Origin of the sequence: Erwinia sp. V71, from assembly GCF_965644245.1 — a bacterium.
GTDB lineage: Bacteria > Pseudomonadota > Gammaproteobacteria > Enterobacterales > Enterobacteriaceae > Erwinia.
The window spans coordinates 52,440-72,658 of record NZ_CBFFRK010000001.1 but is presented as its reverse complement, the minus strand read 5'-3'; the positions used below and the strand labels follow the sequence as shown (position 1 = coordinate 72,658).

At 56.9% G+C, this 20,219-nt stretch carries 17 protein-coding genes; 8 read left to right on the top strand and 9 right to left on the bottom strand.

Annotated elements, in window-relative coordinates; all coding sequences use genetic code 11:
• The first annotated feature begins 294 nt into the window (after nucleotides 1-294).
• A complete protein-coding gene (locus ACSZO1_RS00340; protein WP_437608377.1) occupies nucleotides 295-1,005 on the top strand; it encodes a Bax inhibitor-1/YccA family protein in 711 nt (236 codons plus the stop codon).
• Between the two features lie 35 nt (nucleotides 1,006-1,040).
• On the opposite strand, the gene ACSZO1_RS00335 is transcribed toward ACSZO1_RS00340, so the two are convergent.
• From ACSZO1_RS00335 to ACSZO1_RS00325, 3 genes are read right to left on the bottom strand one after another with little or no spacing between them, the layout of a single operon-like run.
• Nucleotides 1,041-2,009, bottom strand: a complete 969-nt coding sequence (locus ACSZO1_RS00335; protein ID WP_437608375.1) for a lysylphosphatidylglycerol synthase domain-containing protein — start codon at nucleotides 2,007-2,009, stop codon at nucleotides 1,041-1,043.
• A complete protein-coding gene (gene clsB / locus ACSZO1_RS00330; protein ID WP_437608373.1) occupies nucleotides 2,009-3,253 on the bottom strand; it encodes a cardiolipin synthase ClsB in 1,245 nt (414 codons plus the stop codon). The genes ACSZO1_RS00335 and clsB overlap by 1 nt, the downstream gene beginning before the upstream one ends.
• Entirely contained in the window at nucleotides 3,250-4,011 is a 762-nt protein-coding gene (locus ACSZO1_RS00325) for an endonuclease/exonuclease/phosphatase family protein (protein WP_437608371.1), read from the bottom strand. The genes clsB and ACSZO1_RS00325 overlap by 4 nt, the downstream gene beginning before the upstream one ends.
• Before the next feature lie 184 nt (nucleotides 4,012-4,195).
• Between ACSZO1_RS00325 and ACSZO1_RS00320 the strand changes: the two genes are divergently transcribed.
• The 3 genes from ACSZO1_RS00320 (at nucleotide 4,196) to dusC (ending at nucleotide 7,798) form a co-directional block, all read left to right on the top strand.
• Nucleotides 4,196-4,588 (top strand): YbhQ family protein, encoded by a 393-nt coding sequence (locus ACSZO1_RS00320; protein ID WP_437608369.1) that lies wholly within the window; start codon nucleotides 4,196-4,198, stop codon nucleotides 4,586-4,588.
• Between the two features lie 706 nt (nucleotides 4,589-5,294).
• Entirely contained in the window at nucleotides 5,295-6,767 is a 1,473-nt protein-coding gene (rhlE, locus tag ACSZO1_RS00315; RefSeq protein ID WP_437608367.1) for an ATP-dependent RNA helicase RhlE, read from the top strand.
• 77 nt (nucleotides 6,768-6,844) lie between these two features.
• Complete coding sequence (gene dusC / locus ACSZO1_RS00310; protein ID WP_437608365.1) at nucleotides 6,845-7,798, top strand: tRNA dihydrouridine(16) synthase DusC; 954 nt, start codon at nucleotides 6,845-6,847, stop codon at nucleotides 7,796-7,798.
• Here dusC and ACSZO1_RS00305 read toward each other — a convergent pair.
• Nucleotides 7,790-8,752 (bottom strand): D-2-hydroxyacid dehydrogenase family protein, encoded by a 963-nt coding sequence (locus tag ACSZO1_RS00305; RefSeq protein ID WP_437608363.1) that lies wholly within the window; start codon nucleotides 8,750-8,752, stop codon nucleotides 7,790-7,792. The genes dusC and ACSZO1_RS00305 overlap by 9 nt on opposite strands.
• Before the next feature lie 145 nt (nucleotides 8,753-8,897).
• Between ACSZO1_RS00305 and ACSZO1_RS00300 the strand changes: the two genes are divergently transcribed.
• Entirely contained in the window at nucleotides 8,898-10,091 is a 1,194-nt protein-coding gene (locus ACSZO1_RS00300) for an MFS transporter (protein ID WP_437608361.1), read from the top strand.
• Here ACSZO1_RS00300 and ACSZO1_RS00295 read toward each other — a convergent pair.
• The 5 genes from ACSZO1_RS00295 to ACSZO1_RS00275 all read right to left on the bottom strand — a co-directional run bounded on the left by ACSZO1_RS00295 (nucleotide 10,062) and on the right by ACSZO1_RS00275 (nucleotide 15,755).
• On the bottom strand, nucleotides 10,062-11,309 hold the full coding sequence (locus ACSZO1_RS00295; protein WP_437608359.1) for an inorganic phosphate transporter: 1,248 nt from the start codon (nucleotides 11,307-11,309) through the stop codon (nucleotides 10,062-10,064). The genes ACSZO1_RS00300 and ACSZO1_RS00295 overlap by 30 nt on opposite strands.
• Nucleotides 11,310-11,382: 73 nt before the next feature.
• Complete coding sequence (locus ACSZO1_RS00290; protein ID WP_437608358.1) at nucleotides 11,383-11,913, bottom strand: shikimate kinase; 531 nt, start codon at nucleotides 11,911-11,913, stop codon at nucleotides 11,383-11,385.
• 78 nt (nucleotides 11,914-11,991) lie between these two features.
• Nucleotides 11,992-13,098, bottom strand: coding sequence for a L,D-transpeptidase family protein (locus tag ACSZO1_RS00285; RefSeq protein ID WP_437608356.1), 1,107 nt, complete (start codon nucleotides 13,096-13,098; stop codon nucleotides 11,992-11,994).
• A gap of 185 nt (nucleotides 13,099-13,283) precedes the next feature.
• Nucleotides 13,284-15,098, bottom strand: coding sequence for a glycoside hydrolase family 15 protein (locus ACSZO1_RS00280; protein ID WP_437608354.1), 1,815 nt, complete (start codon nucleotides 15,096-15,098; stop codon nucleotides 13,284-13,286).
• Nucleotides 15,099-15,185: 87 nt separating this feature from the next.
• Nucleotides 15,186-15,755, bottom strand: a complete 570-nt coding sequence (locus tag ACSZO1_RS00275; RefSeq protein WP_437608352.1) for a DedA family protein — start codon at nucleotides 15,753-15,755, stop codon at nucleotides 15,186-15,188.
• Nucleotides 15,756-15,890: 135 nt separating this feature from the next.
• On the opposite strand from ACSZO1_RS00275, the gene ACSZO1_RS00270 reads away from it, so the two are divergent.
• The 3 genes from ACSZO1_RS00270 (at nucleotide 15,891) to ACSZO1_RS00260 (ending at nucleotide 20,216) form a co-directional block, all read left to right on the top strand.
• Entirely contained in the window at nucleotides 15,891-16,478 is a 588-nt protein-coding gene (locus ACSZO1_RS00270; protein WP_437608350.1) for a Yip1 family protein, read from the top strand.
• 192 nt (nucleotides 16,479-16,670) lie between these two features.
• A complete protein-coding gene (gene pbpG / locus ACSZO1_RS00265; RefSeq protein ID WP_437608348.1) occupies nucleotides 16,671-17,621 on the top strand; it encodes a D-alanyl-D-alanine endopeptidase in 951 nt (316 codons plus the stop codon).
• A gap of 162 nt (nucleotides 17,622-17,783) precedes the next feature.
• Nucleotides 17,784-20,216, top strand: a complete 2,433-nt coding sequence (locus tag ACSZO1_RS00260) for a DUF3772 domain-containing protein (RefSeq protein WP_437608346.1) — start codon at nucleotides 17,784-17,786, stop codon at nucleotides 20,214-20,216.
• The last annotated feature ends 3 nt before the right edge of the window (nucleotides 20,217-20,219 follow it).

The following is a 20,219-nucleotide window of genomic DNA, read 5'->3' as shown; positions in this document are numbered from 1 at the left end:
GGCCTGTATGCCGGTGTGACCGTCATACAGGCTTCAGGTTAAGGTGAACCTGCGATCATGCAGCAGGCTAAAGCTAGAATTCCCCGGTATGGCTAAAGTACTGCACTTTTTTCTTACCGCTTCCTGCCACAACCTGCTCCGTGTTACTGCTATTATCGGTCTGCCATAAGCAAGCTTTATCGCCGTCGCTGTAGTGACGCGGTAAAAAATGTAAACAGACATTAACAACCCTCTCTGGCAGAGTGTGCCAGACTGGAAGTGAATGGTTTTTCTTATCACGCTAAGGAGCGCATCATGGATCGGTTTCCACGGTCAAACGGTTCAATTGTTCAGCAGGCGAACGTCGGTTTGCAAACCTATATGGCGCAGGTCTATGGCTGGATGACCTGTGGCTTACTGCTGACGGCTTTTGTGTCCTGGTTTGCGGCTAACACACCTGCAGTGATGGAGCTGGTGTTTGCTAACCGTATTACCTTTTTCGGCCTGATTATTGCCCAGCTGGCGCTGGTGTTTGTGCTGTCTGGCATGGTGCAGAAGATGAGCGGGGCAGTGGCGACCGGGCTGTTTATGCTCTATTCGGCACTGACTGGCCTGACGATGGCCAGTATTTTCCTGGTCTATACCTACTCTTCGATTGCCAGCACCTTCTTTATCACCGCCGGGATGTTTGGTGCGATGAGTGCCTGGGGTTACACCACGAAACGTGATTTAAGCGGTATGGGCAGCATGCTGTTTATGGCGCTGATCGGTATTGTGCTGGCGTCGCTGGTCAATATCTGGCTGAAGAGTCCGGCGCTGATGTGGGCCGTGACCTATATCGGCGTGGTGGTGTTTGTCGGCCTGACGGCGTATGACACGCAGAAGCTGAAAAATATCGGTGAGTGGATTAATGCCGATGATAAAGAGAATATGCGTCGCTTCTCGATTATGGGCGCGTTAACGCTCTATCTCGACTTTATTAACCTGTTCCTGATGCTGTTACGTATCTTCGGCAATCGCCGCTAAAGCTGCAGGGGACGGTAACAGCCGTCCCCCTTTGTTTATGCCGACGGGTTACCATTAATTCCATTCTTTTTGCGCAGTGAACTGGCACGTCCTTCCAGCCACAGATACATCACTAACGCCAGCAGCAGCGGGGCGATAAAGTAAAGTGCGCGGTACGCCAGCAGCGCGGCGATAATCGCGCCGTGCGAGGCATGCTGGCCGCTCAGCAGCGCCAGGAACACCGCTTCCAGCACGCCAATTCCGGCCGGAATATGAATAATCACCCCGGCGATACTGCTGATCAGCAGTACCCCCAGTACCACCGGGTAGTCGACGCGCTGCCCCAGTAACAGCCAGATAATGGTGCCCATCACCAGCCAGTTCGCACTGGAGACAGCAAACTGCAACAGCGCCATACGCAGCGATGGCAACGCCAGACGTTGTCCGCGCACCGTCCAGCGGCGGCGCTTTGAAAAGGTGCATAACGCGAGATACAGCAGCACCAGTGCCAGCAGCGCCACGCCGATAATACGCAGCGTGCCATCACCAATAAACCAGCCCTGCGGAACCGGCACCATGCCCCCGCTAAACACCACCCCTGCCAGCAGGATATAACCCAGCCAGTTAGTGGCGATACTCAGGGAGAAAATGCGCGTGATGGTGCTGCCAGGCAGACCCAGGCGGGAATAGAGTCGATAGCGCATAGCGACGCCGCCCACCCAGGTGCTGAGCGTCAGATTAAAGGCATAGCAGATAAACGACACCAGCATTACCTGACGTTTCGCCAGTTTGTGACCGCAGTAGACACGGCCAATCAGGTCGTAGACACCATAAGTGAGGTAGCTGACCACCACCAGCGCACTGGCGGCGAGAATGGTGGTGCGATTGTAGTTAGCAATCACCTGCCATACTTCTTCCCAGTCAAGCTTGCGCGCATACAGCACCAGCAACACGATCACCGCCAGGAAAAACAGCCCGGTCAGCCCTTTTTTTATCAGCTTCCAGCGCGGGTGAGGTTTGCTCATCAGGATTTCGCCTCCTGGCTGTCATTGCCCACGCGATCCTGGGTTTCGATTTCCGGCTGTACCGGCGGTTCCACCAGCGCTAACTTTGGGGTATGAGCAGGCAGCCAGCCAGCAATCGCCGGGAAGTGGCGCAGGAAGTGGAACACCACCACACTTTTACTCAGCTGCCACCAGCTGCGCGGCGGTAACTGGCTCTCATCAACCCGCAGGCAGTCTTCCTGCATCAGCCGTTCGAGGTTAGTGCGTAGCTGCTGATTAAACTGGCGGTCGTGGATCATCAGATTGGCTTCCAGATTCAGCGACAGGCTGAGCGGATCGAGATTGCTCGAACCGACGGTCGCCCACTGCTGATCTTTCACCGCCACTTTGCCATGCAGCGGACGACGGATGTATTCATACACCTCCACTCCGGCATCCACCAGCCAGTTATACAGCAGCTCGGCGCCCACTTTGACAATCGGCATATCCGGTTCCCCCTGCACAATCAGCTTCACTTTCACCCCGCGCCGCGCGGTATTGCGCATTTCGCGCAGCAAACGATAGCCGGGGAAAAAGTAGGCGTTAGCGATAATCACTTCGTGGCGCGCGGTGCGCAGCATATCGAGGTAGTGCTGCTCAATATCGTCACGGTGCTGATCGTTATCACGGAAAACAAACAGCGCCTGAGCATCGCCTGGGGTAGGGTTGCGCGCCAGCGGATTCGAACGCTGGCCCCACCAGCGGCGCGTGGCCTGTTCACTGCCGAACTGTTGCTGTACGTAACGCGCAATATCGCCGACCACCGGGCCTTTCACCTCGACGGCATAATCCTGCTTCGCCTGCGGGCCGTAGCTGCTGTTGTGTTCGGCGGAGAAGTTAATACCGCCGACAAAGGCAATTTCGCCATCCACCACCACCGTTTTGCGGTGCAGGCGGCGGAACACATTGGTGCGCATACCGAACAGCAGGGGGCGTGGATCGTACCAGATAAAGCGCACACCCGCGGCGGTGAGGCTGGCGAGAAAATCGGACGACAGGTCGTGCGAACCGTAGCCATCGACCATTATCTCAATCCTGACCCCGCGCTGTGCGGCCGCCAGCAGCTCACGGTGCAATTGCTGCCCGACCTCATCCTCAAACCAGATAAAGGTTTCCAGCAACAGGCTCTGTTGCGCGCGTTGAATCGCACCGTACACGCGCGGAAAAAATTCTTCACCGTTCTCCAGCAACCGGATGCGGTTGCCACTACGCCATTGCATCGTCATAGGTGTATCTCCACCGCCAGCGGCGCATGATCGGAAAGATAGGACCAGGGTTTGCGCGGCAGCGCCTGCGGATGACTGGCGCTGGCGTTACGCACATAGATGCGGTCAAGGCGCAGTAACGGGAAGCGCGCCGGGAAGGTGCGTGCCGGACGCCCGTTCTGACGGCTGAACACTTCCTCAAGACCCGCGCAGGCTTTCAGCTGGTCACTGGCGCGCAGCTGCCAGTCATTAAAATCACCCGCGACCACCACAGGGGCATCGGCAGGCAACGACTGCAGCAGTTCGCACATCATCGCCATTTGTGCGCTGCGGTGCGCCTCACGCAACCCCAGATGCACACAGATGATATGCAGCGTGATTTCACGTCCCGGCACCTGCATCTGGCAGTAAAGCATGCCGCGCTTTTCACTGTCCGGCACTGAAATATCGCGGTTCTCATACGCAGTGATGGGAAAACGCGACAGCACCGCGTTACCATGGTGGCCTTCGGGATAGACGGCATTACGGCCATAGGCATAATCGTTCCACATGGTGTCAGCGAGAAACTCGTAATGCGGGGTATCGGGCCAGTTCTCCACGCGCAGCGGGTGCGTTTCATGGGTGCCCATGACTTCCTGCAGGAAGACAATATCCGCGGCGGTGGCGCGTACGGCTTCACGCAGCTCCGGCAGGATAAAGCGCCGGTTTAAGGCAGTAAAACCCTTGTGGGTGTTAATCGTCAGGACTTTAAATGAAAATCCGTGCGCATTTTGTGACATACTGTGCGCGCTCTCCTTTTCGATTTGTTAAGGGTAAAGTGTAGTCTTTGTCACAAATGTGTGGCGATGCGAGCAGTAAATTGCGGCATTATCCGAAATTTGCGGTAATCTGAGGGGATTCGTCACTGGCGCTTTCGCCGGTAACAGCTTGGGCGACCTCTGTTGGGTCTGCCAGGAGAAATTGATGAAATGGTCTAACCGTATTCAGATTGTCACCGGACAAACCTGTGTACATATTTCACTGCATCTGTTGCTGATCGCAGCCCTTGTCTGGGGCTGGAAGCATCAGGCGCTGATTCAGGTCAGCATGGTGATGCTGGCCATGTATGGCGCGGTATTTATCACTATGCTGCTGACCCAGCGTGTGGCGCGGCTGCGTAATGTCGGTGATTTTCTTGAAGATGTCACCACCACTTACTATTTTGGTGCCGCGATGCTGGTGCTGTTCCTGCTGTCGCGGGTGATCCACAACAACCTGCTGCTGGCGGTGATTGGTCTGCTGATGCTGGCGGGGCCAGCGCTGGTGTCATTGCTGGCGAAAGAACCGGCGCGTGCGGCACAGAAGAAGCGCAGCTAAGTTACGCTGGCGTCAGACACAAAAAAGCCCCGTTATGTGACGGGGCTTTTTGCTTTCTGTGAGCAGTCAGGTTGGTGGCCTGCGGAGTCACAGTATGGCATTCCTCTTTCTAAACGCCTTAATTCTATCTCGCTGGTTAAAAAATGACAAATCCTCTATGCCTTTTAGTGTGAAATGGTTAAAATTCACCCGTTTAGAAATGTGCCTCGTGAAACCGTATTCAGTAGCCATACATTTGTCACTGACTGAATATGAAATAAGTCCCAGCTGTTCGGGTGGTGCTGGCAGTCCTTAACGGGTAGCGTGGCATCCCTCTTTCTAAACAGAAGCGGAACGTATGCCGGATGGGCGACTGGAGGAAAGGCATAGGTAAAGTTACGCGCCACAGCGATGGAGGTGCGGGTTATGCTGGGGCTGTTTACTGCTCTGCTTAATCTGGTTGCGGCTTTGCTGGAACTGATCACTAAGTTCCTTTAACCGGAACAGAAAAACACTGTTTTTCAGCCGTCCTGCGGGGCGGCTTTTTTCGCGCCGGGCTGCCACCGGAGAATAATTAGTGCGTTGCCGTAACTAATGCTACAATCCGCGGCTCATGCACCGTAGTTTGTGCCCCTCATTTCATGCGTCAGGCTCGCCTGGCGTCAAGTTATCCCCCTGGAAACTGCACCGTGGAACACGGTCAGGGCGGAGCCGGAGTTACTCTTTTATGTCTTTTGATTCTCTCGGCCTGAGTGCCGACATTCTGCGCGCTGTTGAAGAACAGGGCTATCGCGAACCTACGCCAATTCAACGCCAGGCCATTCCGGTCGTGCTGTCAGGTCGCGACCTGATGGCCAGCGCGCAAACCGGCACCGGTAAAACGGCTGGTTTTACCCTGCCACTGCTGCAGCTTTTGCACAGCAGTAACCCGCATGCCAAAGGCCGCCGTCCGGTACGTGCGCTGATCCTGACGCCAACCCGTGAGCTGGCGGCGCAGGTGGGTGAAAACGTGCGTGATTACAGTAAATACCTCAACATTCGTTCGCTGGTAGTGTTTGGCGGCGTCAGCATCAACCCGCAGATGATGAAACTGCGTGGTGGTGTCGATGTGCTGGTGGCCACACCGGGCCGTCTGCTGGATCTGGAACATCAGAATGCGGTCGACCTGTCGAAAGTGGAAGTGCTGGTGCTGGATGAAGCCGACCGCATGCTGGATATGGGCTTTATCCATGATATCCGCCGTGTGCTGGCGAAACTGCCTGCGAAGCGTCAGAACCTGCTGTTCTCGGCGACCTTCTCTGATGATATTAAAGCGCTGGCGGAAAAACTGCTGAACAACCCGGAGCAGGTGGAAGTGGCGCGTCGCAACACCGCGTCCGAGCAGGTGACTCAGCATGTGCATTTTGTCGATAAGAAGCGCAAGCGCGAACTGCTCTCTTTCCTGATTGGCCGTGGCGACTGGCAGCAGGTGCTGGTTTTCACCCGCACCAAGCATGGCGCTAATCACCTGGCAGAGCAACTGAACAAAGATGGCATTACTGCCGCTGCGATTCACGGTAACAAGAGCCAGGGCGCGCGTACCCGTGCGCTGGGCGACTTTAAAGCGGGTCAGAACCGAGTGCTGGTCGCGACCGATATTGCGGCACGTGGCCTCGATATCGAAGAACTGCCACACGTGGTCAACTATGAGCTGCCTAACGTGCCGGAAGACTATGTGCATCGTATTGGCCGTACCGGACGCGCTGCCGCGACCGGTGAAGCACTGTCGCTGGTGTGTGTCGACGAGCATAAACTGCTGCGTGACATCGAGCGCCTGCTGAAGCGTGAAATCCCACGCATTGCGATTGAAGGTTATGAGCCGGACCCAAGCATTAAAGCGGAGCCGATTCAGAATGGTCGCCAGCAGCGCGGTGGCGGCAACGGTGGTGGTCGTGGTCAGGGACGTGGTCCACGTCAGGGTAATGGCGAACGTAGCGGCGGCAATCGTGGTCAGGGTAACGGCGAGCGTTCAGCGGGCGGCAATCGCGGCCAGGGTAACGGCGAGCGTCCAGCGGGCGGCAACCGTAGTCAGGGTAACAGCGAACGTCCGGCAGCCGGCAATCGCGAACGTGCGCCAGCGGCAAACAGCGGTCAGCGTCGTCAGGGCGGCAATGGCGCGTCACGTCCACGCCGTTCCGGTCCGGCGAATAACAACCAGTAAGCGGATTACCGACACCATTCTGCTCCTTCCCTAACTGCGTGGGGGAAGGACGCGGTGTCATTTGTGAGAAAAAAGCAATGCGGGTACTCCTGGCGCCGATGGAAGGCGTTCTCGACTCTCTGGTGCGGGAACTGCTGACTGAGGTTAACGATTACGATCTCTGTATCACCGAATTTTTGCGCGTGGTCGATCAGCTGTTGCCAGAAAAATTGTTCTATCGTCTGTGCCCGGAACTGCATAACGCCAGCCGCACACCGTCCGGCACCCGGGTGCGTATCCAGCTGCTGGGGCAATATCCTGAGTGGCTGGCGGAAAATGCTGCGCGTGCGGTGGCGCTCGGTTCCTGGGGCGTCGATCTCAACTGCGGCTGCCCGTCGAAAACCGTGAACGGTAGCGGAGGTGGCGCAACCTTGCTGAAAGATCCGGAACTGATTTATCGCGGCGCGAAAGCGATGCGTGCAGCAGTGCCAGGCGAATTGCCGGTAACGGTGAAAGTGCGTCTGGGCTGGGATTCCGGTTCACGCCAGTTTGAAATCGCCGATGCCGTGCAGCAGGCGGGAGCAACAGAACTGGTGCTGCACGGCCGCACCAAAGAAGATGGCTACAAAGCCGAGAGTATCAACTGGCAGGCAATTGGCGATATCCGCCAGCGGCTGACGATTCCGGTGATTGCCAATGGTGAAATCTGGGACTGGCAAAGCGCGCAGGATTGCCTGGCGGTGACCGGTTGTGACGCGGTGATGATTGGGCGCGGTGCGCTGAATGTGCCAAATCTCAGCCGGGTGATCAAGTACAACGAACCACGCATGCCATGGCCGCAGGTGGTACAACTGCTGCAGAAATACAGTCTGCTGGAAAAGCAGGGTGATACCGGCATGTACCATGTGGCGCGTATCAAGCAGTGGCTGGGCTATCTGCGTAAAGAGTATAGCGAAGCCACTGAACTGTTCAGCGCCATCCGTGCGCTGAAAAAATCCACTGAAATTGCCAGCGTGATTGAGCGTTGGCAGGCTGACAGCGCGTTAGTTTAAACGGCGCAGCGGCTGGTGATTCAGCCAGCCGACAATATTTTCCAGCGCTTCAGGAAAATAGCGCTGATAATTGCTGTCGGTAACATACCCCAGATGCGGTGTCGCCAGCAGATTCGGTAGCTGGCGGTACGCATCATCCGCCGCAACCGGCTCCTGTTCAAACACATCAATCGCTGCAGCAGCGATCACGCCGTTTTTCAGCGCCCGTACCAGTGCCCCTGGCGCAATCAGCCCGGCGCGTGAGGTATTGATCAGGTAAGCGCTTGCTTTCATCTGGCAGAGATCGTCATACGACAGTAACCCGGCGGTCGCCGGGGCTAACACCATATGCAGGCTGACGATATCACTGCTCGCCAGCAGTTGCTGTTTCTCTGCACACCAGTCCACACCGTGCGCCTGCGCTTTCTCTGCGGTCAGGTGTGGGCTCCATGCGCTGACCTGCATACCGAAAGCACGGGCAATGGTCGCCATCTGAATACCAATTTTCCCCAGCCCAATCAGGCCGAGGCGTTTTCCTGTCAGGGTGGTGCCCAGCGTCTGCTGCCAGTGTCCGCCGTGGCGAAAGGCGTTATTTTCCTGTACCAGATGACGCGCCAGGCTAAGGATCAGTGCCCAGGTGTGCTCGGTCGGTGGCGCCGAATCGCTGCTGGTGCCACACACCACAATCCCCAGCTCACTGGCGGCGGCAATATCAATCGCGGCATTGCGCATGCCACTGGTAATCAGCAGGCGCAGAGCGGGTAGCTGACTGAGCAGGTCACGATCGAGCGGAGTGCGTTCGCGCATGGCGATAATAATCGTGGCATCCCGTAGCGCTTCCAGCAGCGCGTCACGGTCGGCAATATGTTCGCGCATACAGGTCAGCGTCACGCGGTCACTAATCTGCGCCCAGTCCGCCATTTTCGCCGCGACCTGCTGATAATCATCAAAAATCACACAGTGTATTTTGCTCATCTGTTTTCCTTTACCGCCTGCGGGCGTGAAGGCAGGCATCGTCGGGTGTTGTTGTCACACGTATTTCGCAACAATCGGCACAAGATCTCTTAGCAGGCTATGCGTATCATAGGAGCCCCATTAAACATAGCGAAACGGCCTGAGCATGTCTTCTGTAGTGAGTAACGCGCAACTGAATAAGCGTATTATCTCGGTGATTATTTTTACTTTCTTTTGCTACCTCTCGGTGGGGCTGCCGCTGGCGGTGCTGCCCGGATTTGTGCATAACCAGCTGGGTTACAGCTCTTTTCTGGCCGGACTCATTATCAGTATCCAGTATTTCGCGACCCTGGTCAGCCGGCCACAGTCCGGGCGGCTGGCGGATATGCTGGGGCCGAAACGCGTGGTGATGCTCGGGCTGATCTGCTGCGGGATGAGCGGTGTGCTGTCGATTGCGGCGATGCTGGTGCAGACACTGCCAGCCATCAGTCTGCTGCTGCTGGCGCTGGGCCGGGTGTTTCTCGGCGTGGGTGAAAGCTTTACCAGCACCGGCTCTACGTTGTGGGGGATGAATATTGTCGGACCGTTGCAGACCGCACGAGTGATTTCGTGGAACGGTGTTGCCACCTATCTGGCGATGGCGATAGGTGCGCCGCTTGGCGTGTTGCTGAATCAGGGATTTGGTCTGGCGGGTTTCGCGATGCTGATTATGGCAATGGCGCTGGTCGGATTCTGGATGGCGAGCCGCAAACCGGCGATTAAAGTCAGCGCCGCCAGCCGCGTGCCGTTTCAGCAGGTGTTTTCCCGCGTCTGGCCGTTTGGCCTCGCGCTGGGACTGGGCACCATTGGTTTCGGTGTGATTGCCACCTTTATCACTCTCTATTTCGCCAGCCGCGACTGGAGTGGCGCGGCCTTTGCGTTAACGCTGTTCAGCCTTGGCTTTATCGCCATTCGCCTGATTTTTAGCAGCTATATCACCCGTTTTGGCGGGCTGAAAGTGTCGCTGGTCTCGCTGCTGATTGAATGCGTCGGCTTGCTGGTGATCTGGCAGGCGCCATCGCCGTGGCTGGTGGATGCTGGTGCGTTTATGACCGGCGCGGGCTTCTCGCTGGTGTTTCCTGCACTTGGCGTGGAAGCGGTTAAACGGGTGCCGCAGCAGAGCCAGGGCAGTGCGCTCGGTACCTACTCGGCATTTCTCGATATGGGATTAGGGCTGACCGGCCCGGTCGCGGGGTTGCTGATTGCGCATACCGAGATGCAGTCAGTGTATCTGGCGGCGGCGCTGGTGGTGTTGCTGGCGGTGGCAATGCTGCTGCGTATGCTGCGGCCATCACAACTGGCTGAACAGCCAGAACAGTAACGCCGACAGCAGGACCGACGCGGGCAGCGTGAGTACCCAGGCGATAAGCAGATTGCGCAGTGTCGCCATCTGCACGCCGGAGCCATTTGCCGCCATGGTGCCCGCCACCCCGGATGACAATACGTGGGTGGTGGAAACCGGCAAACCAAAAGCATCAGCTGCGCCGATGGTGCCCATCGCTACCAGCTCGGCGCTGGCACCCTGCGCGTAGCTGAGATGCGCTTTGCCAATCTTCTCACCGACGGTCAGCACAATACGCCGCCAGCCCACCAGGGTGCCGAGCGCCAGCGCAATCGCCACCACCACTTTCACCCACAGCGGGATCACGTGGCTGTCATCATACAGTGAATAGGCCGAAGGCAGGCTGCCAACCAGAATCAGCATTATCAGCCCCATACCTTTCTGTCCGTCATTCGATCCATGGGCAAAAGAGACGCCAGTGCAGGTGAGGATCAGCATACCGCGTATCCACAACGGCGGCGGCGTGTTGCCCTGCGGCGCGCGATACAGCTGGCGATTGCGTACCAGCAGTTTCATCATCAGCAGCAACAGCGCGGCGCAGGCAAAGCCGATAACCGGCGACAGCAGCAGCGCATAGCCGGCGCTGCGTGCCTGTTCCCAGTTGACGCCATTAACACCGCTTTGCCCCTGCATCAGCGCATTCGCGACACCGACGCCAATAATCGAGCCAATCAGCGTATGCGAAGAAGAGGAGGGCAGGCCGAGCCACCAGGTGCCCAGATTCCAGATCATGGCGGAGAACAGCAGGGCATAAATCATGGCAAAGCCATGGCCGCTGCTGGCCTGAGCAAGCAGCTCCATCGGCAGCAGCGAGATAATCCCCCACGCCACCACGCCGCTGGAGAGCATCACGCCGAGAAAATTAAACATCCCCGACCACACCACGGCAACTGTGGGCGGCAGTGAATGGGTATAGATCACCGTGGCGACGGCGTTGGCGGTGTCGTGAAAGCCGTTAACAAACTCGAAAGCGAGCGCAGTCAGCAGCGCCAGTCCGAGCAACAGGAAGGGCAGAAAATGCAGATTACTGACGCCTGCGGCAGCAATATCCTGGTACAGACTTAGCGCGGCGAATGCAAGGCCGTACAGTAACAGCAGCATAAACAGCCGCTGCGACAGGCGGCTGTTGCGTGGATAAAGGCCGGGGCGCCCGGTGCCGGGCGGATTGAAAGAAGAGACGGCATTATTCTGACTCATCCGGCACCTTTATCTGTCTGCGATCGCGATTACCGTCGGTATACGCGCCCAATATGACAGGCAGATGATGGCGCTATTTTGTCAGTCCGGCGATAAATTGCTGGCTCTGTTGCGGTGAGGTCAGATGAACAAACTGCAGATGCTGATAGCGGCTGTCATGCATGAGTGCCTGATAACTGCGACGATTCTTACGCCAGGTTTTCAGCGTCCAGAGAATAATCGAATCACGGCTGAAGAAGCTTTTACGGAAACTTTCCCGGCACCCGGTGCCTGGCCAGATTTCCTGCTGCGTCCAGGCGCGGGTGATGGCGCGGCGAATCGCCTGGTAAAGTGTGCGCGTAAAGCTGTAATCGACCCAGACGATGATATCCACGTCACGCCACTTCACCGTGCGGGTGCGATTGTAGTTGCCATCCAGCACCCAGCCCGGCTGTTGCAGTGCCTGTTCCAGTTTCGCGAACAGCTGCTCGTCGCTGCTCTCGCCCCAGTGTGGCAGCCAGAACAGGGCATCCATTTCGATATACGGCAGCGCCAGCTGACGGGCAATCGCCCGGGCGACGGTGGATTTCCCGCTGCCACTGGTACCAATCACGTTGATTTTCATGCGCGTCCTCCTGATGAGCACTGATTTTAGTCCATAAAAAAACGGGCCATAAAGGCCCGTTTTCAGCAGCAGCGTAACTTAAGACTGGCTGTCGCTGGTTGCCGGCTCATCCACAGGCTGCGGTGCGCTGGCAGGAACGGTCTGGTTGTCGACCGGCGCAGCATTGACACCCTGCGGTACGGCAGGGCTCAGCGGCTGTTCCTGTGGCTGTGCGCCTTCTGCTTCCGGCACAACCACTGGTGCGGCTTCACCGTTTTCGATCAGGCCGTTGATTTTGGTTGGCATACCGCTGCGTGCTTTCAGCGCGGCATCCACTTCACTCTGATTCACGCTGGCGTCAACCATCACTTTGCTGACCACTGGGGTGATCGTGATTGGCATTGGTTCGCGGGAATTGAACTGCTCTTCAGTCTGCGACAGTGGGTTGTGGATTTCCACATAGCGAGAACCGTCTGGCTCAACGCTGGCTTTCACCGGCTGGTTAATGAACTGAACGCGGGTGCCCGTCGGCACGTTGTCAAACAGCCATTTGATATCATCAGCACGCAGACGCACACAGCCGTGGCTGACGCGCAGGCCGATACCGAAGTTGGCGTTTGTACCATGAATGGCATACAGACGGCCAACATACAGTGCGTACAGACCCATTGGGTTGTCCGGACCAGCAGGATAGGTATCCAGCAGCTTCTCACCGCGTGCCGCATACTCTTCATGCATCTTCTTGGTTGGCGTCCAGGTTGGGCCATCTTTCTTACGCTGAACGGTGGTGGTCCAGTTCATTGGCGTATCTTTGCCCAGCTCGCCGATACCAATTGGCAGCACCACTACGGTGTTGGTGCCTTTTGGATAGTAGTACAGACGCATTTCGGCGCTGTTAATGATGATGCCTTCACGCGGCGCGTCCGGCAGGATCAGCTGGTGAGGGATCACCAGTTTGCTGCCAGGCTGTGGCAGATAAACATCCACACCCGGGTTGGCTTCCAGCAGGTTGCTGAGACCCATTTGATACTGTGCAGCAAAGGCTTCCAGTGGCAGCTTGCTGTCCTGTGGAACGGTGATTTCCAGGTTTTCCCCGATCACACGGCTGTTCTTAGCCGGCAGAGGATAAACCACAGCAAAAGCAGAGTGGCTGAAAGCCGCAAATGCCAGTGCCAGAGTGACGATCGCGCGAATGCTCTTTTTCATAGTTTTTCAGGTAGTAAACGCCTACAGGCAGTTAAGAGTCGACTTAATTTCGGTCCGTGACCAGGCGCACATTATATGGTCATATTGTGGCTGGAAGGAACCAGGATTTATCGTAGTTGAACTATCTTTACGTAAAAATGTCTTACGGCCGCCCTTTTTTAGGGCAACCGTCTCGTTTTATCCCCTCAGGGCTGCCAGAGCGGCACGTCGCCGCTTAATTTGCGATTCAGGAAAAAGGCGGCGCTAATCAGCGCCAGATGACTGAGCGCCTGCGGTATATTGCCCAGCGGATAACCACGCACGTCGAATTCTTCGGCGTACAGACCGAGCGGATTGGCATAGTTCAGCAGCTTTTCAAATTCGAAATGCGCTTCCTCCACTCGCCCGGCACGCGCCAGACACTCCACATACCAGAAAGAGCAGGCGGCAAACGCGCCTTCGTCACCCTGCAGGCCATCGGCGGGCGTCTCATCGATGTTATAACGCCGCACCAGACCATCCGATACCAGTTTCTCTTTGATCGCATCCAGCGTGGCGATCCATTGCGGATCGGTGGCACCGACAAAGCGCACCAGAGGCATCAGCAGCATTGAGGCATCCAGCGTTCTGCCATGGCGGGTGGCGCTAAAATGACCCAGTTCATCGTTCCAGAAATGTTGCCAGATATCCTCGCGGATGGCAGCGCGCACCTTGTCCCAGCGGTCATAGGGCATCGACAGTGAACGTTTCATTCCCAGCCGCAGGGCGCGATCGAGCGCCACCCAGCACATCAGTCGCGAATGGAGAAAATGTTCCGGCTCGCCGCGCATCTCCCAGATGCCCGCATCCGGCTGATTCCAGTGCTCACAAACGTAGTCAATCATCCGTGTGACGTGTTCCCAGCCGCGATGAGAGATCGCTTCACCATATTTATTCGCCAGATAAATGGCATCCATCAGTTCGCCGTAAATATCCAGCTGGGTCTGACGCCAGGCATCGTTGCCGATACGCACCGGCCGTGAACCGGCGTACCCCGCCAGATTCAGCAGTTCGGTCTCATACAGTTCCGTGCCGCTGTCCAGCCGGTACATTACCTGCAGTTTCTCTTCATCGTGATGGCTGTTCTCCACGCAGCGCGCCACCCAGCGGGTAAAGCGTTTCGCCTCGACGACATAGCCCAGCCGCATCAGCGCGTAAACGCTGAACGAGGCATCGCGGATCCATGAGGCGCGATAATCCCAGTTGCGTTCACCACCTGGCTCTTCTGGTAAGCCAAAGGTGGCGGCAGCGGCGATGGAGCCGTGCTGCCAGGAGGTGAGCAGCTTCAGCACCAGCGCCGAGCGGTTCACCATCTCGCGCCAGCGGCCGCGATACTGACTCTGTGCTGACCAGTCGCGCCAGAAGCGCAGCGTTTCCTGAAAACAGTAATCGGTTTCCAGCTGCGCCAGATGCTCGTCACTGGCGCTGCCAAAGATAAACTCTGCATGCTCACCGCTTTTCAGGGTAAAACTGGCGACTGCCGCCGCGCCGTCGAGCTGCAGCGGCTGGGTTCCCGCCAGACACAGCGCTGGCTGACCCGCGGCGGAAAAATGGACCAGACCCGCTTTCATGCTGGCTTGCGTCGTGGCGCGGGCATAGTCATGCACTGGCGCACAGCGCAGCTGAAAACGGGCTTCGCCATGTACCATTTTTACCCGGCGCACAATACGTGGCTGCTTATCCTGTTCATCACACAGCGGCATATAGTCGGTGATCTCTGCCACTCCTTCGGCGGCCAGCCAGCGGGTTTGCAGGATATTGGTATCGGGAAGATAGAGCTGCTGGCGGCGGGCGTCCGGCCAGTCAGGGGCAAGGCTGAACAGCCCGGCTTTATCACTGTCGAGCAGGGCGCTGAATACGGAAGGGCTGTCGAGACTGGGCCAGCAGAAGTAATCAATGGTGCCATCATTGGCGATCAACGCGCAGGTGCGCAGGTTGCCAATCACGCCGTGATCGCCAATTTTTCGCGTTACCTGATGCATAACACTCCTGAGTCAATCCGTGGTGTATTGATAGTGAGGGAATAATTCCTCCCTTTAACCATAGTCGATACACCACGTCAGGCGTTTTCAGGACTTTTTCGCCCGTCGCCGTAACCACAGACGCACGCCCCACACCAGTACCAGTGCACCCGCCAGCCACAGCAGATGTTTCAGGTGCTGATCAAACTGATGCAGCCATGGCGCAATCACCTGACCACCGAGATACCCGAGCGAGACGAAAATCATCGCCCACAGCAGTGCACCGATGATATTAAACAGAAAGAAGCGCGCCGGTTTCAGGCGGCTGGCACCAATAATCACCGGGCCTATCAGCCGGAAGCCATACATAAATCGCACACCGATGATAAACAGCACCGGTCGGCGGTGGATCAGCCGGTTAGCGCGATCAATCTTCTCCTGATGCTGGCGGAAACGGCGCAGAATATGTGCACCATAGTAGCGGCCGAGGAAAAACAGCAGTTGATCGCCCACCATGCCACCCAGCGCCGCGACCAGCACCACCGCGCCGTAGTGCAGCAACCCTTCATGTGCTGCCACGCCTCCCAGCAGGGTAAAGGTTTCCCCTTCCGCCAGGCAGCCGATAAACAGCGCCCAGTAACCATATTGTGCAATCAGTCCATTTACATCGAGATGCACGTATCGCCTCCCTGTTTGATTTTTGCTTAAAAAATACGCACCGAAGCGGATAAAAATACCAACCACAATTATACTTACTGGTGAGTCCGCGCAAGGTGAATGCCGTGCGGTTAGTCGTTTCAGAGGAGTGATTTTATGAATCATGTCTGGGGACTGATAGCGCATCCTGACCGTGAGATGCGCTCTATTAAGCAGGAAAACGAAACGGTCTCGCACCACTACACCCACCATGTGCTGATTATGGCGGCAATTCCGGTGATTTGCGCCTTTATCGGCACCACGCAACTGGGGTGGTACCTTGGCGGCGGGCAGACGGTTCAGCTCAACCTGATGACCGGGGTGGTGCTGGGCGTGGTGTTTTATCTGCTGATGCTGGGTGGTGTCGCGGTGATGGGCAGGGTGATCCACTGGATGGCGCGTGACTACCCGCAACGTCCCAGTCTGCCGCGCTGTACCGTGTTTGCCGGTTACGTCGCCACGCCGCTGTTTTTAAGCGGACTGGTGGCGCTGTATCCGCTGGTGTGGCTGTGCATGCTGGTCGGTACGCTGGCGCTGTTGTATACCGGTTATCTGCTGTATGTCGGCATCCCGATGTTCCTGAATATCGATCGTGAAGAAAGCCTGCGCTTTTCTGGCTCGACGCTGGCGATTGGTGTACTGGTACTGGAGGTGCTGCTGGCGTTAACCGTGGTGATCTGGGGTTATGGTTACCTGATGTTTTAACCGCGTTTTTTATCCACTGCCGCTGGCCCGCCCGGCGGCAGTTTGTTTACGCCCGGAAACGAATCTCCGGTAGGAATTTACTTAAGCGGCGGAGTATGATGATGACGCCAGCCCCCGCAGTGCCTCAGTTTCGCGGGTCGCGGCCTGTGCCCTTTGCACAGTTAACCATCAACCCGCTTAAGTTTTCACACGATGCCTGCAAAAATTCGTTATTCACTGTTAAGTCTGGCCATACTTTTTTCTGCTCAGGGCATGCTGAATACGGCACACGCCAGCGCTGTTCAGTCGGCGCAAACTAATCTTACCCAGCCGGAAATCGCCTCCGGTAGCGCGATGATCATCGACCTCAACACCAATAAAGTGATCTACGCCAGCCATCCGGACCTGGTGCGGCCGATTGCCTCCATCACCAAGCTGATGACCGCGATGGTGGTGCTGGATGCGAAGCTGCCACTGGACGAAAAATTAAAGGTGGATATCAGCCATACCGCAGAGATGCGCGGTATTTACTCACGTGTGCGTCTCAACAGCGAGATCAGCCGCAGAAATATGCTGCTGCTGGCGCTGATGTCGTCGGAAAACCGTGCGGCAGCCAGCCTGGCGCACCACTATCCCGGCGGTTACGACGCCTTTATCCGCGCGATGAACGCCAAAGCGCGCGCGCTGGGCATGGCCCATACCCGCTATGTTGAGCCGACCGGTCTGTCGATTGAGAACGTCTCGACGGCGCGCGACCTGACCAAACTGCTGATCGCCAGTAAAAATTACCCGCTGATTGGTGAGCTGAGCACCACGCACGAAGATATGGCGGCGTTCAGCAGCCCGAACTACACCCTGCCATTCCGCAATACCAACCACCTGGTGTACAAGCCAGACTGGAACATTCAGCTGACCAAAACCGGCTTTACCAATCAGGCGGGCCACTGCCTGGTGATGCGCACTACCATCAATCAGCGCCCGGTGGCGCTGGTGGTGCTGGATGCCTTTGGCAAGTACACCCATTTCGCCGATGCTAACCGTCTGCGCAAGTGGATGGAAACCGGCAAAATCACGCCAGTTCCGGCTTCTGCACTGAGTTATAAGAAGCAGAAAGCGGCACAGATGGCCAGCAACAAGGCTGCTGATGACAGCGTAATCGAGTAATTTCCTCACTGGCCCTGCGCGTTCTGCAGCAGGGCCAGACATGCAGATAATATTGTTATCTAGTCCTATAGTTAACCCGCTAACAAAAGCATACACTAGCCGCCAGAATTGCCGCGGACTGACGCCGCACCAGCCCCGATAACCTTGTGGATCGTTCCTGTTATGTCAACGTTGTTAACTTTTTTTCGTGTCTGCTTACTGACGCTTATTACGCTAACGCCCGTGTATACGCAGGCTGCGGATACGACGGCGGCTGCACCTGTCGCTGACGCGGATGCGCCGCCGAAGGTCAATGCGTCGGTTGAACTGCCAAAGCTGCAGAAAATCCTCGATAAAATCAAAAGCCAGGTCTCCGGCGAGACCAACGACAGCAAGCTCGGGCAGCTGAACGATCTGGCACTGGAGCTTTCCACCAATGCGGATACGCTCGGCCAGGCGCTGATCCCACAGCGGGCGCAACTGGTGGCGCAGCTGGCGGTGTTGGGGCCGGAGCCGACAGCGGAAAGCGGCGTGAAAGAGACGCCGGAAGTCACGCGCAAGCGTAACTCGCTGGAAAGCCAGAAGAGCAAGCTGGACGATCAGGTTAAGCAGGCCGAAGCGATCAAAGGCAGTGCACTGAATCTCTCCGCGCAAATTATTAACCTGCGCCGTGACGCGATGAAAACCCAGCTGGCACTGAATTCCGGCAGTATCTTCAGTGCACGTTTCTGGGCGCCGCTGTTTGGCGATCAAAGCCTCGACGGCGAAAAGATCAGTGACTTTGCCGACGAGCTGGTGGCTACCGCTGCGCTGTCATGGGAACCGGGCTGGCGTTTCGGCACCACCGCGTGGTTACTGGGCGCGCTGGCGATTTTCATACTCGGTCGTCGCTATACCGAAGAATTTTTTGCCTGGATAAGCATTCACAAAATGCCGGAAGGGCGTCTGCGCCGCAGCTTCCTGGCGAACACCATTGCACTGACCACCCTGCTGGCAGTGGTTCTGGCGTTTAACTTTATCGACCTTGCCTTTACCCGCCGGGAAGAGGTGTCTGACGATGTGCAGAACTTTGTCGATAAACTGGTACAGCTGAGTGTGATCTGCGGTCTGATTGCCGGGCTGGGTCGTGCGTTTCTCTCGACGCGTCGGCCATCATGGCGTCTGCCGGCCATATCCAATGAAGTGGCAACTGCGCTGAAACCGGTGCCGCCACTGACGGCGGCGCTGGTGTTTGTTTTCCAGACCGTAGAATCGTTTAACAGCAGCGCAGGCACCAGCGTCGGCACCACCATCTGGGCTAACGGCCTGACGGCGCTGCTGATTGGCGCGACAGCGCTGTCGATCAGCTTCCGCATCAACCGTGTGCGGCGCAGAATGGCCCATGAAGGCCACCAGCCGGAAGCGCGTTCGACACTGGTCGGTCTGATTCAGATGGCGATTACCCTGACCGGCGCGGCCATCCTGATTTCACTGGTGATTGGTTATGTCACCCTCGGCCGTTTCCTCAGTTATGAACTGGTGTGGATGGGCATTGTCTTTGGCTCCTTCTACCTGCTCAGCAGCCTGATGACCGATGCCTGCGAAAGCCTGTTCTCCACCAGCAACTCGACCGGTAAGCGCCTGCAAACCACGCTGAATATTGATGAACGCCATCTGTCGCAGGCGGCATCACTGCTGGCGGCGCTTGGCAGAACGATCCTGATCCTCTTTGCCGCGGTGTCGCTGTTCAACGGCACGCTGGGCTCCTCGACGCCGATTGAACTGCTGCAGAAAGCGCTGGAGTTCTGGGGTGGTAAGGGCCTGGAATCGCTGAATATTGTGCCAGCGCATCTGGTCAATGCCATCCTGTGCCTGGTGATCGGCATCTATGTGCTGCGTTCAGTGAAACGCTGGCTGGATAAAGAGTTCCTGCCGAAAACCACCATGGATACCGGCATGCGGGTGTCGCTGGTCACCCTGTTCAGCAATATCGGCTATGTGCTGATTATCCTGCTGACGCTCTCCACCATGGGCCTGCAGTGGAACAAACTGGCATGGATTGTCAGTGCGCTGTCGGTCGGTATCGGTTTCGGTTTACAGGAGATTGTGAAGAACTTTATCTCCGGCCTGATCCTGCTTACAGAACGCCCGGTCAAAGTGGGCGATCTGGTGAGCATCAGCGGCATTGAAGGGGATATCCGCCGCATTAACGTGCGCGCCACCGAAATTCAGCTGGGTGATAAATCGACGGTGATTGTGCCGAATTCACAGCTGATTTCGCAGAACGTGCGTAACGCCACCATGGGCAATGCGCAGGGCGTGGCGACCATCACGCTGACCTTCCCGCTGGATATTGATCCGGTACAGGTGCGTCAGCTGCTGCTGGATGTGTATAACGAAAACGAGCGCATTCTGGAAACGCCGGAGCCATCGGTTTCGTTTAAAGATCTGACCCCGTCCGGCATTGTACTGAGCGTCACCGGTAACGTTGCCACCCCGCGTCAGGTGAGTGGGGCGAAGAGCGATCTGCTGTTTGATATTCTGACCCGCCTGCGCAAAGAGGGCGTGGTGCTGTCAACGCCGCAGACCATGGTGATTGAGCGTAAGAATGGCAATCTGGTGGTGAAGGAAGATTAACGG

What these genes read in the sequence shown, in the direction of transcription:
- ACSZO1_RS00325 (WP_437608371.1), bottom strand. Translation starts at nt 4,011, where the DNA reads ATGTCACAAAATGCGCACGGATTTTCATTTAAAGTCCTGACGATTAAC.
- ACSZO1_RS00260 (WP_437608346.1), top strand. Translation starts at nt 17,784, where the DNA reads ATGTCAACGTTGTTAACTTTTTTTCGTGTCTGCTTACTGACGCTTATT.
- dusC (WP_437608365.1), top strand. Translation starts at nt 6,845, where the DNA reads ATGCGGGTACTCCTGGCGCCGATGGAAGGCGTTCTCGACTCTCTGGTG.
- clsB (WP_437608373.1), bottom strand. Translation starts at nt 3,253, where the DNA reads ATGACGATGCAATGGCGTAGTGGCAACCGCATCCGGTTGCTGGAGAAC.
- ACSZO1_RS00285 (WP_437608356.1), bottom strand. Translation starts at nt 13,098, where the DNA reads ATGAAAAAGAGCATTCGCGCGATCGTCACTCTGGCACTGGCATTTGCG.
- ACSZO1_RS00305 (WP_437608363.1), bottom strand. Translation starts at nt 8,752, where the DNA reads ATGAGCAAAATACACTGTGTGATTTTTGATGATTATCAGCAGGTCGCG.
- rhlE (WP_437608367.1), top strand. Translation starts at nt 5,295, where the DNA reads ATGTCTTTTGATTCTCTCGGCCTGAGTGCCGACATTCTGCGCGCTGTT.
- ACSZO1_RS00270 (WP_437608350.1), top strand. Translation starts at nt 15,891, where the DNA reads ATGAATCATGTCTGGGGACTGATAGCGCATCCTGACCGTGAGATGCGC.
- ACSZO1_RS00320 (WP_437608369.1), top strand. Translation starts at nt 4,196, where the DNA reads ATGAAATGGTCTAACCGTATTCAGATTGTCACCGGACAAACCTGTGTA.
- ACSZO1_RS00335 (WP_437608375.1), bottom strand. Translation starts at nt 2,009, where the DNA reads ATGAGCAAACCTCACCCGCGCTGGAAGCTGATAAAAAAAGGGCTGACC.
- ACSZO1_RS00280 (WP_437608354.1), bottom strand. Translation starts at nt 15,098, where the DNA reads ATGCATCAGGTAACGCGAAAAATTGGCGATCACGGCGTGATTGGCAAC.
- ACSZO1_RS00300 (WP_437608361.1), top strand. Translation starts at nt 8,898, where the DNA reads ATGTCTTCTGTAGTGAGTAACGCGCAACTGAATAAGCGTATTATCTCG.
- ACSZO1_RS00290 (WP_437608358.1), bottom strand. Translation starts at nt 11,913, where the DNA reads ATGAAAATCAACGTGATTGGTACCAGTGGCAGCGGGAAATCCACCGTC.
- ACSZO1_RS00340 (WP_437608377.1), top strand. Translation starts at nt 295, where the DNA reads ATGGATCGGTTTCCACGGTCAAACGGTTCAATTGTTCAGCAGGCGAAC.
- pbpG (WP_437608348.1), top strand. Translation starts at nt 16,671, where the DNA reads ATGCCTGCAAAAATTCGTTATTCACTGTTAAGTCTGGCCATACTTTTT.
- ACSZO1_RS00295 (WP_437608359.1), bottom strand. Translation starts at nt 11,309, where the DNA reads ATGAGTCAGAATAATGCCGTCTCTTCTTTCAATCCGCCCGGCACCGGG.